The following is a 14,160-nucleotide window of genomic DNA, read 5'->3' on the forward strand; positions in this document are numbered from 1 at the left end:
ACACCACGCACGCCGCCTCCACCACGACGCACCACGACAACCGCCACACCGCCGACACCGCGGACACCTCGGACACCGCGAACACCGCGGACACCTAGGACACCGCGCACACCACCTACATCGCGTGCACCGCACATGTCGCGACCGCCCGCACCTCGCGACCGTCGCCCACCCCGGTGCGCGCCGCGACCACCCACCCGATCACCCCGAACCCCTGGAGCCCCCTTGCCCGCCATCCGAGTCACCGGCCTACAGGTCCGGCACCGCAAAACCGTCGCCCTCGACGCGCTGGACCTCGACTTCGGCCCCGGCGTCCACGGTCTGCTCGGCCCGAACGGTGCCGGCAAGACCTCGCTGATCCGGGTCCTCGCCACGGTCGCCGACCCGTCCGGCGGCCGGGTGGAGATCCTCGGCGAGGACACCGGTGAGCACCGGCGGCGCGGGGCGGTGCGGCGGCGCCTGGGCTATCTGCCGCAGGACTTCGGCTACTACCCGGGCTTCACGGTGCGGGAGTTCGTCGCGTACGTGGCGTGGCTGAAGGAGATGCCCCCCGCCGAGGCCCCGGCCGCCGTCGAACGGGCCGTCGCCCGCGTCGGCCTCGCTGACCGGATCGACGCGAAGGTCCGCACGCTGTCCGGCGGCATGGTCCGCCGGGTCGGCATCGCGCAGGCCATCGTCAACGACCCGCAGGTGCTGCTCCTCGACGAGCCGACCGCCGGTCTCGACCCGGAACAGCGTGTGGAGTTCCGGGAGCTGCTGCGCGAACTGGGCGCCTCGGCCACCGTCATCGTCTCCACCCACCTCGTGGAGGACGTGGCCGCCGCCTGCACGGAGGTCACCCTCGTCGACACCGGCCGCGTCGCCTACCGAGGCACACCCGAGTCCCTCGCGGCCCTCGGCGAGACGGCGGCGGGCGGCGTCGGTGACAACCCGATCGAGCGCGGCTACACGGCCGCGCTGCGCGTCCACCGCGCCCACGAGTCCGCCGCCCAGGAGTCCGCCGCCCACGCGGCCCGCACCCTTGAAGGCACGGCACGATGACCCTCGTAGCGGAGAAGAAGAGGAAGAAGGAGCACGGGGCGGGAGCCGCCGTTCCGGCCCGCGCGTCGCGCCACCCCCTGCGCGCCGAGTTCGTGCGCGGCATCGCTCCCTGGACCGGCTCGGTCGTCCTCGTCACGCTCGCCGTCGGCCTGGCCACCACGTCCGCGCAGTGGCAGGGCGGCTGGGCCGAGACCCGCGAGCGGCTGCACACGGTGGCCCAGTTGCTCGGTGTCCCGCTGGCCCTGGCCGCCGGCTGCTGGCAGGGCGGCCGCGAGCGCAGACGCCGTACCGAGGACCTGTTGGCCACGGCCGTGCGGGGCCGGCTCGCCCGGTTCCTGGCGGCCGCCCTGCCGGTCGCGGTCGGGGCGGCCGCCGGGTACGCGGTGGCCGCCGCCCTCGCCCTGCTCGCCACCCGGCTGTACGCCACCGGTGACGAGCCGGACCTCGTCGCGCCGGTCACGGACGCGGTCACCCTGGCGGCCGCCGCCCTGATCGGCCATGTCCTGGGCCGGCTGCTGCCCTGGCGGCTGACGGCACCGCTGCTGGCGGTGGCGGGGTACGTCGTCCTCGGCGTCGTGGCGTACGACAGCAGGGGCCCCCTCCGTCACCTGTCCCCCATCGGCTACACGTCGAACACCGAGCTACCGGTGTGGTGGCAGCCCCTGGCGATGGTGGTGTGGACGGGCGGTGTCGGGGCGGCCGCGGTCCTCGGGTACGCCGCCCGCCACCGGTTCACGGCCCTGCTACCGCTGGCCGCCGCGACGGCCGCGGGCGCGCTGCTGGTGCAGACCGGCGACGGTCTGTGGCACACCAACCCGGTCACCCGGCGCCAGGTGTGCGACACCTCCACCTCCCCGCAGATCTGCGTCAACGCCCGCTACGAGAAGCTCCTGCCCCAGGTCACGGACGCCCTGTCCGGTCTGACGGGCCGACTGGACGGCGTACAGAACCTTCCGGTCCGCTTCACCGATCTGCCGGGCGAGCCCGGACCGGACGAGGTCGACCTGCCCATGATCACGCCGTTCGGCTGGAGCGTCGCACGGGGACGGCTCACCGATCCGCGGCAGTTCGCGTGGGAGGCCGGGATGGCGCTGTACAGCCGGGTCGAGTGCGACCTGACCGGTGACCCGCGCCTGGCCAGGACCGACGACGCCGTGCAGCACTATCTGGCGCCGAGCCCGGCAGAGCGGCGATTCGACGAGCTTGCCGCCGAGGGCAGCGAGGCGGAACGTGCCGAGCTGCGGGCCCGGCTCGACGCCCGCGCCCGTCTGAAGGCGATGGGCGACGAGGAGCGCCGCGCCTGGCTGTCGGAGTACTTCGCGACCGCGCGCGCGTGCGACCCGAGCGAGGTGCCTGCCCTGTGACGACCTCCGGACCGCTTCTCTACGCCCGCTCGCGCGCCGTCCCGCGCACCCTTGCCGCTCTCGTCGCGACCGCGGCGCTCGCGGTCTGGGCCGCGCACGGCCTGGACGCCTACCTGGACCCCGACCGACGGGTCCCGGTCGTCGCGCTCGCGCCGCTGGCCGCGGCCGCGGTGATCGGCATGAGCCTGTACACCGCATCCGACGAACTGGACCGCACCGCCGTACGCCCGTGGTGGCGGCGACGGCTGCTCCACCTGCTGGCCCTCACGGCCCTCGCCGCCGCCCTGCTGCCGTGGGCGGTGCTCGGGCACACGTCGTCGTTCGGCCCGCCCGCCATGATCCGCAACACCCTCGGCTGCGTCGGCCTCACCGCGGCCTCGGCCGTGCTGCTCGGCGCCCGGCTGAGCTGGCTGCCGGTCTTCGGGTACGTCAGCGCGGTGTATGTGGGGGCCGCCGGCCTGCGCGGGAACTCGGTGCCGGTGTGGGCCTGGCTCGTGCAGCCGGCCGGGCAGTGGGACGCGTGGCTGGTGGCGCTCGTCGCCTTCGCGGCGGGGGGCGTGCTGTACCTGCGGCGAGGGGCGCGAGCGGAGGAGGCCCGCGACTGAGGCGGGGCGGGTCCGGTGCCGGACGCGGATGGGGCCCGGTGCCGGACGCGGGTCGGGGCCCGTGCCCGGCACCGGGGCCGCCTGGTCGTCGTGCGCCTCGCCGGTGTGTGCCGCACCGGCGTATGCGAAAGCCCGGGTCCTCAGGCGGAAATGCCGTCGATCCGGGCCATGGCGTCCTCCGCGCCGTACGGCTGCAAGTACGGCAGCCAGCGCGGGTCCCTATGCCCGGTGCCGATGATGCGCCAGGCGAGACCGGTGGGTGGGGCGGGTTTGTGACGCAGCCGCCAGCCGATTTCGAACAGGTGTCGGTCGGCCTTCACATGGTTGCAGCGGCGGCAGGACGCCACCACGTTGTCCCAGACGTGCTTGCCCCCGCGGCTGCGCGGGATGACGTGGTCGACGCTGGTTGCGACGCCACCGCAGTACATGCACCGGCCCCCGTCGCGCGCGAAGAGCGCCCTTCGGGTCAGAGGAACGGGTCCCCGATAGGGAACCCGGACGAATCGCTTGAGCCGGACCACGCTGGGTGCGGGGACTGTGACGGTTGCGCTGTGCAGATAGGCGCCGGACTCCTCGAGGCATACGGCCTTGTTCTCGAGGACGAGGACGAGCGCGCGGCGGAGCGGTACGACGCCGAGTGGCTCGTACGACGCGTTGAGGACCAGGACATGCGGCACGGATGCCTCCTTGGGCGTCGGCGGCGCGTGGCTCGCGCCGGGACGATCTGGTAGTCAGTCTCCCCTCTTGCCTGGTGAAAGCGCCACCATGTCCCGGTAACGGGCTGGGAGTGTTTTCGACCACATCTGATTCATCCCCCGGACGAGGAACTGTTCATCCCACCAGTACATCCCCAGGTGGGCACGGTTTCTCCCTCGAACATCGCGACGACCCACACACGATGCCCCGATAGTGTGGTGGACCTGCCCTACCGGTGACCTTTTCGTGACCTTGACCTCATGACCTTGACCAGCTGCCGGTGGGGCGGGCCGCTGCACTGGAGGTACCAGCCGTGTCCTTGCCCGCCGTCCTACTGGCCGTCGGTTCGACGCCGTCACCGTCTCCCTCGGGGACGACGCCCCCGGCGGTTCCCACGATCCAGGACGCCCAGGAGAGCGCGACCCAGGCCGCGAGCTGGGTGGAGCAGAACTGGTCGACCTGGCTCGCGATCGGCCTCAAGGTCCTGCTGATCCTGGTGATCGCGGCGGTGCTGAGAGTGGCGATCCGGCGGGCGATCACCAAGCTCATAGACCGGATGAACCGCACCGTTCAGGCGGTGGACGGCACGGCCATCGGCGGCCTCCTGGTCAATGTCGAGCGGCGCCGTCAGCGTTCACAGGCGATCGGCTCGGTCCTGCGTTCGGTGGCCAGCTTCGTGATCATGGGCACCGCCGCCCTGATGATCCTCTCCGCGTTCCAGATCAACCTGGCCCCGCTGCTGGCCTCCGCCGGTGTCGCGGGTGTGGCCATCGGTTTCGGCGCCCGCAACCTCGTGACGGACTTCCTCTCCGGCGTCTTCATGATCCTGGAGGACCAGTACGGCGTCGGCGACTCGATCGACGCGGGCGTCGCCTCCGGCGAGGTCATCGAGGTCGGCCTGCGCGTGACCAAGCTGCGCGGCGACAGCGGCGAGATCTGGTACGTCCGCAACGGCGAGATCAAGCGCATCGGCAACCTCTCGCAGGGCTGGGCGACGGCCGGCGTGGACGTCACGGTCCGCTCCTGCGAGGACCTGGACAAGGTCAAGGCCACCATCGACGAGGTCGCCGAGCGGATGAGCAAGGAGGAGCCCTGGAACGAGCTCCTGTGGGGCCCGATCGAGGTGCTCGGCCTGGACAGCGTGCTGCTGGACTCGATGGTGGTGCGGGTGTCCGCCAAGACGATGCCCGGCAAGTCCCTGACGGTGGAGCGCGAACTGCGCTGGCGCATCAAGCGCGCCTTCGACGCCGCCGACATCCCGATCGTGGGCCGCGCCCCCCTCACCCTGGAGGAGGAGTCCACGGCCGACCCGACGGCGGGCATGGCGGCCCCGTCGGTGTACGCGAACACCACTTCCCCACAGGCCCAGGCGGCTACGCCGCTGACGCCGCCGAGCGTGACGAAGTAGGCCTCACCCCAGCGATCCACCGGGCCGCCTTTCCGTTATCAGGCGCACAGGCAGCCAACAAGCAACTGCAAGCGTGTCGCAACAATGGTGACGATCAACACAATCGAACGCGCGCCCGACAACCTCTCGTGTCTCTCGCGCAACCTGACGCATGACCAATTAGCCCTGCTTTTAGGGGGATTCATGCGCAAGAGTTTGACGGGGAAGCGCAAGCTCGCGGTCGTCGGGACGCTGACGGCCATCACAATCGGGGTACCCGCAGTGACCGCCGTCGCGGCCGAGATCAGCGGAAGCCGGCTGCCGTTCGCGATCGCCACCGGAGGAAGCGCGGAGGACGGCAACCGCTGGAAGGGCAGCGGCAGCGGTCACGCCAAGGCGTGCGGCGACGTGCCGGTGAACGACACGCGGACGTTCAGCGCGTACATCTACCAGGACAGGAGCCTCCGTCCTGACCCGCAGATCGCCAGCACGTCCCGCAGCTACAAGCAGGCATACGGCTGCGGGTCGTACAAGGGCACCAGCACCGGTGACAAGTACTACACCAAGGCCACCTGGGCCAGCATACCCGGCAGCCGGGCCTATGGTTACGTGAACGCCCAGAACTGATTCAGGATCAGGACTCACGTGACCTCTTTGCACAGCACCGCCGCGGCCGGCGCCCAACCGGTCGCGGCGGTCGCGGGCGTCACGGTCCGATATGGATCGACGACCGCCCTCGACGACGTCTCCCTCGAGTTTCCCTCCGGGGTCACCGGCCTCCTCGGTCCCAATGGAGCAGGGAAAAGCACCCTCTTGTCGCTGCTGAGCACAGCGCGCAGACCCAGGTCCGGCACGGTCACCCTCCTGGGAGAGAGCGCGTCGGGCCGGGCGCGCGTGCAGCATCTCAGGCAGCGGATCGGGGTGCTTCCCCAGTCCTTCGGGTTCTATCCCCGTTTCACCGCATTGGAGTTCACCGAGTACGCGGCGTGGCTGCGCAAGGTACCCGCGGCCCAGCGGCGCGAACGTGCCCGCGAGGCGCTGCGCCTGGTCCAGATGGAGAAGTACGCCGACCGCCGGATGGGCGCCCTGTCGGGCGGCATGCTGCGCCGTGTCGGTATCGCCCAGGCCGTGGTCAACGACCCCTCCCTGGTTCTCCTCGACGAGCCGACGGTCGGTCTCGACCCAGCTCAGCGGGTCGGGTTCCGGAGCCTGATCAAGGAATTGGGCGACCGCTGCGCCGTCGTCATGAGCACCCATCTCGCCGAGGACGTGGCGCATGTGTGCGATCGGGTCGCCGTCCTGCTGGACGGGACGGTCCGATTCACAGGGACGGTCGCCGAGCTGTGCGCCCTACCGGAAGGGGGCACGGCCTCCGAGGACGTGGGCTCGAACGACGCGACGGACAGGGAAGTCGACGGGGGAGCCGTGGAAGCCGGTTATCTGCATCTGGCCGGAACGGAAACGGTGGCGACCTGATGCGCGTCCTGCTGACCGAGATGCGGCGCGGCGAGGCCAAGTGGGCCGCCGCCCTCATGGGGGCCGTCGGCGTCTACTACTTCAGCTCCGAGACCCCCGGCGACAGCGACTGGATCGGCTGGTGGAACCAGACCAGCCTGCATGTCCAACTCTTCTCGGTAATTGTCATGGGCTCGGTGATGAGCTCCGCGGCCGCCTGGGGAGCGGGCCGCGCCTTCCGCCACCGCACCCGGGTCTGGGCCGACGCGGCCGCCAGGAACGGCTGGTCGCAGGCGCTCCTGCTCTGGCTCGCCGTCTGGCTGTGGGCCCTGCTCGCATACGCGGTGTTCATCGCCATCGCGTTCTCGCGCACCTCGGCGGTGAGCGATGTCAGTGAGCCCGCGTGGACCCCTCTGCTGCTCGGCGCGGCGATGATGGGCCTGGAGATCGCCGTCGGGGTCGCCATCGGCTCGGCGCTGCCGTCACGCGTGGTCGCGCCCTTCGCCGGGGTCCTGTGGTACGTCCTCTTCGTCTTCGTGGGGTTCGTCCCGGGTACTCCCCTGGACAAGCTGTTCCCGGCGATAGACGAGTTCTGGAGCTCGGAGTTCGAGCCGAACAGGACCCGCATGCTGATCGCCGTCGCGTGGTGTCTGACGCTCGCCCTGGTGCTGACGGCGCTGTCCACGCTGCGGCGCCGTGCCGCGCTGGCGCCCCGGCCGCTGCTCTTGGGAGCCCTGACGGTGGTGGCCCTGGTCATGGGCGGCACCCTCGTGGCCTTCCGCACGCCGGTGCCCGACTCGTACTGGGCCGTGCGCAAGGAACAGCCCGCACACCCGCTCTGCGCCACCAGCGGCCGCACGAAGGTGTGCCTGTGGCCCGAGGACCGGCACCTGCTGCCGGCGGCCCGCGCCGCCGTGAAGACCGTCGACTCGTCGCTGGGCTCGCTGGCCGGGCTCAACCGCAGCTTCTACGCGAGCGGTCTCAAGCTCCCTGCGGGCGACACCGCCGGGCTGTCCTTGATGTCGCCCGCGGTGAGCCAGGCCGAGCTGACCGACGCCATGTTCACGGCGGCCCTGCCGCAGCCCGCTTCGCCGGGCTGCCCGCCCCATCCGCTCGACGAGACCGGCGGCTATCCCGACACGTTCCTCTTCGAAGCCGTCGTCCGTTCCCGCATCGGCGTGTCTGGCGAGTACTACGGCGAGAAGTTCGGCCGTGCCCTCGACCGGGTCACCGGCGCCCCGCGAGCGAAGCAGGACGCCTGGATCGAGCAGGCGGCCAGGGCGATCCGCGCATGCGAGCCCGTCCCCGGGCTTCCCCGGTGAGCCGCGCGCCCTCCACGCCGCACGCCGCGGCGGAGCCCGGGGAGAATCGCCGGGCCGGCCTGGCGCCCGGCCCCCGGCTGGGCGCGGTCATCGCCTTCGTACGCTGCCGGGGCCTGCTCCGAGCCACAGGGGTCGCGCTGATCTTCGCCCTGGTCGCAACCGCCTTCGCGGGGCAGCGTCTGGCCGTGCCGGAGTTCCGGTATCTGGTCGACTTCAGTGTGCCGGTGGCCGAAGTCGTACCGCTCGCCCATGCGGTGGTCCTCGCCACCACGCTGTTCTCGCCCATGGCCGATCTGGAGCAGACGTCGGCTCAGCCGATGAGCCGCCACCGGGGCGTGTATCTGGTGGTCCTGCTCGCCCTGGCCCTGGGCCTGAGCGCGCTGCCGCTGTTCGCGGGTGCCACGGGGGAGGTCTTCGTCTCCGCCGCCCGCAACGTGATCGGCTATCTCGGCCTCGCCATGATCGGCGCCCGCCTCTTCGGCAGTGGCCTGGCGTGGCTGCTGCCGCTCGCCATGTTCGGCCCCACGCTGCTCCTCGGCGTGCGCAGCGACAACACCCCCGAGCCATGGGCCTGGTCACTGCATCCGTCGTCCAGAACCTCGGCCGCCGCCGTGGCCATCGCGCTCTGGGTGATCGGCGCGTGCGCGGCCGCGACGGGCCGGCCACGGCAGACGGAGCGAGCCGAGCAGAACTGAGCGACGGTTGTTTGACCTGTGAGATCGACGCTCGTTTGGATGGGCTCGGACAACGGGAGGCTGGGGCGGGCCATGGCGGGCGGGCAGTCGTTGGGGCGGCGTTTCGGGTGGCTGTGGGCTGCGTACGGGGTCAGTACGTTCGGGACGCGGCTGGCCTTCGACGCCTTGCCGCTGATCGCGGTCGTCGTGCTGCACGCCGGGGCGAGGGAGGTGGCGCTGCTGGCGGCCTCGGGGCTCGCGGTGGGCGCGGCGGTGGCGGTGCCGCTCGGGGCCTGGGTGGAGTTTCGGCGGAAGCGTCCGGTGATGATCGCGGCGGACCTGCTTCGGTGTGTGGCGCTGCTGAGCGTGCCCGCCGCGTTCGCGCTGGGTGTGCTCGGCCTGGGCCAACTGCTGGTGGTGTCGATGGTGGTCGCCGCGGCGGACATCACGTTCACCGCGGCGAGCGGGGCATATCTGAAGTCCCTCGTGGCGCCCGAGGACCTGCTCGTGGCGAACGGCCGTTTCGAGGCCACGGCATGGACGGCCACCGCGCTCGGGCCCCCGCTGGGCGGGGCGGCGATCGGGGTGTTCGGGCCGATGACGACGGTGCTGGCGGATGCGGTCAGCTATCTGCTGTCAGCGTTGGGGATCCGGGCGATCGGCGGTGAGGAAAGGCAACAGTCGCGTGCTGACGTTCCGTCGGCGAGTAAGGAAAGGCAACGGCCCCGTGCTGACGTTCCGTCGGCGCGTAAGGAAAGGCAACAGTCGCTGCCCAGCGACCCCCCGGTCGGTGAGCAAAGGAAACCGCTCCGTCCTGGGCACCCGTCGGCCCGGCGTGCCGGCGCGCTGTCGGCCGCGGACCTTCCGGCGGGCTGGCGGCACATCCTCACCCACCCCACCCTGCGCCCGCTGTTCCTCAACACGGTCCTGGTCAACGCCCTGATCATGGCACCGGCCCCGCTGCTCGCCGTCCTCATGCTCGGCCACCTCGGTTTCTCTCCCTGGCAGTACGGCCTCGCCTTCGCCGTTCCGTGCCTGGGCGGCCTGCTGGGCTCCCGTCTGTCGCGCCGGCTGGTGGCCCGGTACGGCACGCGCCGGGTCCTGCTCACGGCCGGCACCCTGCGCGCCTGCTGGTCGGTCGGGCTGGCCTTCGTCGGGCCCGGCACGTCCGGTCTCCTCCTCGTCATGGCCGTCGAGTTCGGCCTGATCACCTGCGCGGGCGTCTTCAACCCGGTGCTCGCCACCCGCCGCCTCGAACTGACCCCGAGGGATCGCGTGACCCGCACCCTGTCGGCCTGGCAGATCACCGGCAGGACGACGACCGCCGCGATGACCGCACTGTGGGGCCTGCTGGCCGCCGCCACCGACACACGCACGGCGATCGCCGCCGCCGGCGTGCTCCTCCTGGCGACCCCTCTGCTGCTGCCGCGCAAGTAACGGCTCCCCCTCTCGGGACGACCGGGACGACCGGGACGACCAGGACGCCCGGAACGGCCAGAACGGCCGCTCTTGACGTGCCCTTCCTCCCGGGCTTACCTTCCTCTGCGAGCGATAGGAAAGTTTCCTAACAATGCTCCTTCGAGGTACCCGAATGGACGTACCCGACGAGCCGCTGAGAAGCTGGTCAGCCGAAAGGCAGGTGTCGATCCCATGGCAGGAACCGCCGGTACGCCGGGCACCCCGCGCGTCCTGCGCGCCATGAACGACCGCGCCGCCCTGGACCTCCTCCTGGAGCACGGGCCGCTCTCCCGGACCCGGATCGGCAAGCTCACCGGCCTCTCCAAGCCGACCGCCTCCCAGTTGCTGGCCCGCCTGGAGGCCGCCGGCCTCGTCCTGGCCACCGGCACGACGGAGGGCCGGCCCGGCCCGGGCGCCCAGCTGTACGAGGTCAATCCGGCCGCCGCGTACGCCGCGGGGCTCGATGTCACCCCGGACCGCATCCTCGCCGCCGTCGCCGACATCACCGGCCGCACGGTGGGGTCGTACGAACTGCCCACCCCCGGCAGACGCCCGGCCCAGCCCGTCGTCCGGCAGGTCACCGACGCCCTCGACGGCGCCGTGAAGGCGGCGGGCCTCGCCCGTGACGACGTCCGCCGGCTCGTCATCGGCACCCCGGGCGCCTTCGACCCCAACACGGGCCGACTGCGCTACGCCTCCCACCTCCCCGGCTGGCACACCCCGGCGCTGCTCGACGAACTCGCCGCCGCCCTGCCGATGCCGGTCGAGTACGAGAACGACGTCAACCTCGTGGCGGTGGCCGAGCAGCGGCTCGGCGCGGCCCGCGGCCACGAGGACTTCGTGCTGCTGTGGAACGAGGGTGGCCTCGGCGCCGCCCTGGTCCTCGGCGGGCGCCTGCACCGCGGCTGGACCGGCGGCGCGGGCGAGGTAGGTTTCCTGCCGGTTCCGGGGGCACCCCTGGTCCGTCAGGTGACCAAGGCCAACAGTGGCGGCTACCAGGAGCTGGCCGGTTCCCAGGCGATCCTCCGGCTCGCCCGCGAACTCGGCATGACGAACGTCCCGTCGGGGCCGTACGCCGAGGCCGCCGCCACCCTCGTCCAGCGGGCCGCCACGGAGGACACCGTCCTGCACCGGCTGCTCCTGGAGACGTACGCGACGCGGCTGGCCACCGGTCTCGCCTCGCTGGTCTCCGTCCTCGATCCCGAACTGGTCGTCCTCAGCGGCGCCTCCCTCACCTCCGGCGGCGAGGTACTGCGCTCCCTGGTCCAGTCCGAGCTGGAGGAGCTGGCCGCGTCCCGGCCCCGGCTCGTCGTCGGCGACGTCCGTGAACACCCCGTGCTGCGGGGCGCGCTGGAGAGCGCGCTCGCGACCACACGCGACGAGGTCTTCGACACCTCACGCTGACCGCCCGGCCCAGCCGGCGCACGCGCAACGCATCCCCCTGACCCACCCCCCGCCTTCCCTCACCCAGCCCATCCCGCCCTTGGGAGACCTCGCCATGCCCAGAAAGTCATGGAATGTCATACCTTCGGTGTCCCGTAGGACGGCCACCGCTCTCGCCGCCTCCGCCTCCGCCTCCCTGGCCCTGCTCGCCACGGCCTGCACCGGCCAGTCGGAGTCCGGTGCCACCAAGGGAGCGCACCACACCGACTGGAACCTGACCATGGCCGCCACGGTTCTCGTGATGGCCCCCGTGATCCTCGTGTTCTTCTTCGCGCAGAAGGCGTTCGTAGAGGGCGTCACCCTCACCGGAGTAAAGGGTTGACCCAGACATGAAACTCACCGTGGTCGGCGGAGGCTCGACCTACACCCCCGAACTCGTCGACGGCTTCGCCCGCCTCCGGGACACCCTGCCCATCGAGGAACTGGTCCTGATGGACCCGGCAGCGGACCGCCTGGACCTGCTGGGCCCGCTGGCCCGCCGTATCCTCGCCCGTCAGGGCCACGGCGGCACCGTCACCACCACCACGGACCTGGACGCGGCGGTGGACGGCGCGGACGCGGTCCTGCTCCAACTCCGCGTCGGCGGCCAGGCGGCCCGCGAACAGGACGAGACCTGGCCCCTGGAATGCGGCTGCGTCGGCCAGGAGACAACCGGCGCCGGCGGCCTGGCGAAGGCCCTGCGCACCGTTCCCGTGGTCCTCGACATCGCGGACCGGGTCCGCCGCACCAACCCCACCGCCTGGATCATCGACTTCACCAACCCGGTCGGCATCGTGACCCGGGCCCTGCTCCAGGAGGGTCACAGGGCGGTCGGCCTGTGCAACGTGGCGATCGGCCTCCAGCGGAAGTTCGCGGCCCTGCTCGGCGCGTCCCCCTCCGACATCCATCTCGACCACGTGGGCCTGAACCACCTCACCTGGGAGACCGGCGTACGCCTGGGCGGCCCCGAGGGCGACGACGTCCTGCCCGCACTGCTGACCGACCACGGCGACACCATCGCCGCGGACCTGCGCCTGCCCCGCCCCCTCCTGGACCGCCTGGGCGTGGTCCCCTCCTACTACCTGCGCTACTACTACGCCCACGACGAGGTGGTCCGCGAGCTGCGCACCAAACCGTCCCGCGCCGCGGAGGTGGCGGAAATGGAAAGAAAGCTGCTGACCCTCTACGCCGACCCGACCCTCGACGAGAAGCCGGAGTTGCTCTCCAAGCGCGGCGGCGCCTACTACTCGGAGGCGGCGGTGGACCTGGCGGCCGCGCTGCTGAACGGCGCCGGCAGCCCCTACCAGGTCGTCAACACCCACAACAAAGGCACGCTGCCCTTCCTCCCCGACGACGCGGTGATCGAAGTGCAGGCGGCGGTGGGCCAGAAGGGACCCACCCCCCTCCCCGTACCGAGCCCAACGCCCCTGTACGCGGGCCTGATGGCCCAGGTGACGGCCTACGAGGACCTGGCCCTCGACGCGGCCCTGCGCGGCGGCCGCACCCGGGTCTTCAAGGCCCTGCTCTCCCACCCCCTGATCGGCCAGTACGCGTACGCGGAGAAACTGACCGACCAGTTGATCGCACACAACCGGGAGCACCTCGCGTGGGCGTGACCGCACGAGTCCTCGCCGTGGACGCGGGCAACAGCAAGACCGACGTGGCGGTGGTGGCGGCCGACGGAACCGTCCTCGCCACCGCCCGCGGAGGCGGTTTCCGCCCGCCGACGGTGGGCGTGGACCCGGCGATGGCCACCCTCGCCGACACCGTGCGACAAGCCTTCGCCACAGCGGGCGTCACCTCCGTCGACCACGTCTCGGCCTGCCTGGCCAACGCCGATCTCCCGGTGGAGGAGGAGAGCCTGGCGGCCGCCGTGCACGCGCGCGCGTGGGGCTCCACCGTCGAGGTCCGCAACGACACCTTCGCCATCCTGCGAGCGGGCGTGACGGAACCCCGCGGCGTGGCCGTGGTCTGCGGCGCCGGCATCAACTGCGTGGGCATGCGCCCCGACGGCCGCACGGCCCGCTTCCCCGCGCTGGGCCGTGTCTCCGGCGACTGGGGCGGCGGCTGGGCCCTCGCGGAGGAGGCCCTGTGGCACGCGGCCCGAGCGGAGGACGGCCGAGGGTCACCCACGGCGCTGAGTCAGACGCTGCCCGCCCACTTCGCCCTCCCCACCATGTACGCCCTGATCGAGGCCCTGCACCTGGAGCACATCACCCCCGCCCGCCGCCACGAACTGACCCCGGTCCTCTTCACCACGGCCGCGGCCGGCGACCCGATCGCCCGCGACATCGTCGACCGCCTGGCCGACGAGGTGGTCACGATGGCCACGGTCGCCCTGACCCGCCTGGACCTGCTGAAAGAGGAGACACCCGTACTCCTGGGCGGAGGCGTCCTGGCAGCCCGCCACGCCCAACTGACCGACAGGATCCACGACCTGCTCACCACCCGCGCCCCCAAGGCAGTACCGAGGCTGGTCACGGCAAGCCCGGTCCTGGGCGCGGCTCTGCTGGGCCTGGACGCGATCGAAGCACCCACGGCGGCCCATACACGACTCCGCCAACACTTCGAGCCTTAGGCCAAGTCGCACGGCCACCCCCAGTCGGGGTCGGGCCGCGCACCCCCGCGCCACCCGCACAGGTGTCGCAGGCATCAACGCACGCACCCACCCCCCGAACCTGGAACCGAACCGATTCCCGCGGCGTATTCATGGGCAGGGGGACGTGCGGGGCGTGA

13 protein-coding genes and 1 pseudogene are annotated in these 14,160 nt (G+C 71.8%); 13 read left to right on the forward strand and 1 reads right to left on the reverse strand.

The window, feature by feature from the left end:
• Positions 1–225 precede the first annotated feature (225 nt).
• From ABZ078_RS07430 to ABZ078_RS07440, 3 genes are read left to right on the forward strand one after another with little or no spacing between them, the layout of a single operon-like run.
• Complete coding sequence (locus tag ABZ078_RS07430; RefSeq protein WP_356572560.1) at positions 226–1,041, forward strand: ABC transporter ATP-binding protein; 816 nt, start codon at positions 226–228, stop codon at positions 1,039–1,041.
• The gene (locus ABZ078_RS07435) at positions 1,038–2,405 is read left to right on the forward strand and encodes a hypothetical protein (protein WP_356572562.1); all 1,368 of its coding nucleotides are present in this window, start codon (positions 1,038–1,040) and stop codon (positions 2,403–2,405) included. Before ABZ078_RS07430 ends, ABZ078_RS07435 begins: the two co-directional genes overlap by 4 nt.
• Positions 2,402–3,010, forward strand: a complete 609-nt coding sequence (locus ABZ078_RS07440) for a hypothetical protein (RefSeq protein ID WP_356572564.1) — start codon at positions 2,402–2,404, stop codon at positions 3,008–3,010. Before ABZ078_RS07435 ends, ABZ078_RS07440 begins: the two co-directional genes overlap by 4 nt.
• A 140-nt stretch (positions 3,011–3,150) precedes the next feature.
• On the opposite strand, the gene ABZ078_RS07445 is transcribed toward ABZ078_RS07440, so the two are convergent.
• Positions 3,151–3,687, reverse strand: a complete 537-nt coding sequence (locus ABZ078_RS07445; RefSeq protein ID WP_356572566.1) for an HNH endonuclease — start codon at positions 3,685–3,687, stop codon at positions 3,151–3,153.
• Positions 3,688–4,019: 332 nt separating this feature from the next.
• Between ABZ078_RS07445 and ABZ078_RS07450 the strand changes: the two genes are divergently transcribed.
• The 10 genes and pseudogenes from ABZ078_RS07450 (at position 4,020) to ABZ078_RS07495 (ending at position 14,002) form a co-directional block, all read left to right on the forward strand.
• Complete coding sequence (locus ABZ078_RS07450; protein WP_356572568.1) at positions 4,020–5,114, forward strand: mechanosensitive ion channel family protein; 1,095 nt, start codon at positions 4,020–4,022, stop codon at positions 5,112–5,114.
• A gap of 183 nt (positions 5,115–5,297) precedes the next feature.
• Positions 5,298–5,720: a hypothetical protein gene (locus ABZ078_RS07455; protein ID WP_356572570.1), complete on the forward strand. Its 423-nt coding sequence runs from the start codon at positions 5,298–5,300 to the stop codon at positions 5,718–5,720.
• An 18-nt stretch (positions 5,721–5,738) separates the two neighbouring features.
• Positions 5,739–6,569, forward strand: a complete 831-nt coding sequence (locus ABZ078_RS07460) for an ATP-binding cassette domain-containing protein (protein ID WP_356572572.1) — start codon at positions 5,739–5,741, stop codon at positions 6,567–6,569.
• Positions 6,569–7,870, forward strand: coding sequence for a hypothetical protein (locus tag ABZ078_RS07465; protein WP_356572574.1), 1,302 nt, complete (start codon positions 6,569–6,571; stop codon positions 7,868–7,870). The genes ABZ078_RS07460 and ABZ078_RS07465 overlap by 1 nt, the downstream gene beginning before the upstream one ends.
• Positions 7,867–8,565, forward strand: coding sequence for a hypothetical protein (locus ABZ078_RS07470; protein ID WP_356572575.1), 699 nt, complete (start codon positions 7,867–7,869; stop codon positions 8,563–8,565). Before ABZ078_RS07465 ends, ABZ078_RS07470 begins: the two co-directional genes overlap by 4 nt.
• 72 nt (positions 8,566–8,637) lie before the next feature.
• Positions 8,638–9,981 carry an MFS transporter gene (locus ABZ078_RS07475; RefSeq protein WP_356572842.1) on the forward strand — a complete coding sequence of 448 codons (1,344 nt, stop codon included), beginning with the start codon at positions 8,638–8,640 and terminating at the stop codon, positions 9,979–9,981.
• A gap of 213 nt (positions 9,982–10,194) precedes the next feature.
• Complete coding sequence (locus ABZ078_RS07480; protein WP_356572577.1) at positions 10,195–11,406, forward strand: ROK family transcriptional regulator; 1,212 nt, start codon at positions 10,195–10,197, stop codon at positions 11,404–11,406.
• A gap of 220 nt (positions 11,407–11,626) precedes the next feature.
• Positions 11,627–11,767, forward strand: a pseudogene (locus ABZ078_RS07485) (carbohydrate ABC transporter permease); the annotation flags it as partial.
• A 7-nt stretch (positions 11,768–11,774) separates the two neighbouring features.
• On the forward strand, positions 11,775–13,040 hold the full coding sequence (locus ABZ078_RS07490) for a 6-phospho-beta-glucosidase (RefSeq protein WP_356572579.1): 1,266 nt from the start codon (positions 11,775–11,777) through the stop codon (positions 13,038–13,040).
• A complete protein-coding gene (locus ABZ078_RS07495; RefSeq protein ID WP_356572581.1) occupies positions 13,031–14,002 on the forward strand; it encodes a BadF/BadG/BcrA/BcrD ATPase family protein in 972 nt (323 codons plus the stop codon). Before ABZ078_RS07490 ends, ABZ078_RS07495 begins: the two co-directional genes overlap by 10 nt.
• Positions 14,003–14,160: the final 158 nt, after the last annotated feature.

Origin of the sequence: Streptomyces sp. NPDC006385, assembly GCF_040612485.1 — a bacterium.
GTDB lineage: Bacteria > Actinomycetota > Actinomycetes > Streptomycetales > Streptomycetaceae > Streptomyces.

Bases quoted from the DNA above. Each gene is read 5' to 3' on its own strand.
- ABZ078_RS07435 (WP_356572562.1), top strand. From the start codon at position 1,038: ATGACCCTCGTAGCGGAGAAGAAGAGGAAGAAGGAGCACGGGGCGGGA.
- ABZ078_RS07455 (WP_356572570.1), top strand. From the start codon at position 5,298: ATGCGCAAGAGTTTGACGGGGAAGCGCAAGCTCGCGGTCGTCGGGACG.
- ABZ078_RS07465 (WP_356572574.1), top strand. From the start codon at position 6,569: ATGCGCGTCCTGCTGACCGAGATGCGGCGCGGCGAGGCCAAGTGGGCC.
- ABZ078_RS07475 (WP_356572842.1), top strand. From the start codon at position 8,638: ATGGCGGGCGGGCAGTCGTTGGGGCGGCGTTTCGGGTGGCTGTGGGCT.
- ABZ078_RS07480 (WP_356572577.1), top strand. From the start codon at position 10,195: ATGGCAGGAACCGCCGGTACGCCGGGCACCCCGCGCGTCCTGCGCGCC.
- ABZ078_RS07490 (WP_356572579.1), top strand. From the start codon at position 11,775: ATGAAACTCACCGTGGTCGGCGGAGGCTCGACCTACACCCCCGAACTC.